2 protein-coding genes are annotated in these 588 nt (G+C 56.0%); both read right to left on the bottom strand.

All coding sequences use genetic code 11. The features are described 5' to 3' along the window. Positions 1 to 257, bottom strand: a 257-nt coding sequence (locus tag AK963_RS30385; RefSeq protein ID WP_139117835.1) for a hypothetical protein, incomplete at its 3' end; no start/stop codon positions are given. Further along, positions 257 to 588 (bottom strand): hypothetical protein (locus AK963_RS34355; RefSeq protein WP_175404784.1); only part of this gene is annotated, 332 nt, incomplete at its 5' end. The genes AK963_RS30385 and AK963_RS34355, both read right to left, overlap by 1 nt.

Raw genomic sequence — 588 nt, 5'->3', positions numbered from 1 at the left:
TCCAGTTTTTTGATCAGGCGGGCCAGCTTGGCCTTGGTCAGTGAGTACTCGGCGTTGTTGTCCAGGTAGGCGTTGATGCTGTCGATGTGCAGACGGCATTCGTTGATCTGTTCGTGCAGGGTGCGGTGCTGGCTGATAAGTTCGTCCAGTAGTTGCTGCTGAAGCTCAATGACTTGATCGAGGTAGGCCAGAGTGTGTGCGTTGACGTTGGCTCGCAGGGCGTTGAGTTTCGGGTTGGTGAGTTTGTTGCTTTTCATTATCTGGCTCCTGCGGGGACGAGGTTGCCCTTCTGGACTTCGTTCTGGATGTGCTCGTTGGGCTGGACGGAGGCTCCCCTGGCTTTTTCTGCCATGGCCATCTGTTGTGATGGGGTCGGGCCTTGCTTACGCTCTTCTTCGGAGATGCGGAACTGGTCGAGATCGCTGATGCCCATGCTTCTGATGGCTTCTTCGGCGATCTTATTCATCTTGTACTCCATGTTCAGGCCGGTCTGGGACATCATCTGGAGCATGTTCATCCAGGTTTCGGGGGAACGGGTTGGCTCGATGGGGAGTGTGCCGTCGACCACGAGGTAGTCGATGTCGCCCT

Origin of the sequence: Endozoicomonas atrinae (assembly GCF_001647025.1) — a bacterium.
In the GTDB taxonomy this organism is placed as follows: domain Bacteria; phylum Pseudomonadota; class Gammaproteobacteria; order Pseudomonadales; family Endozoicomonadaceae; genus Endozoicomonas; species Endozoicomonas atrinae.
The sequence above is the reverse complement of the archived record's forward strand: the minus strand, read 5'-3'. Positions and strand labels throughout refer to the sequence as shown.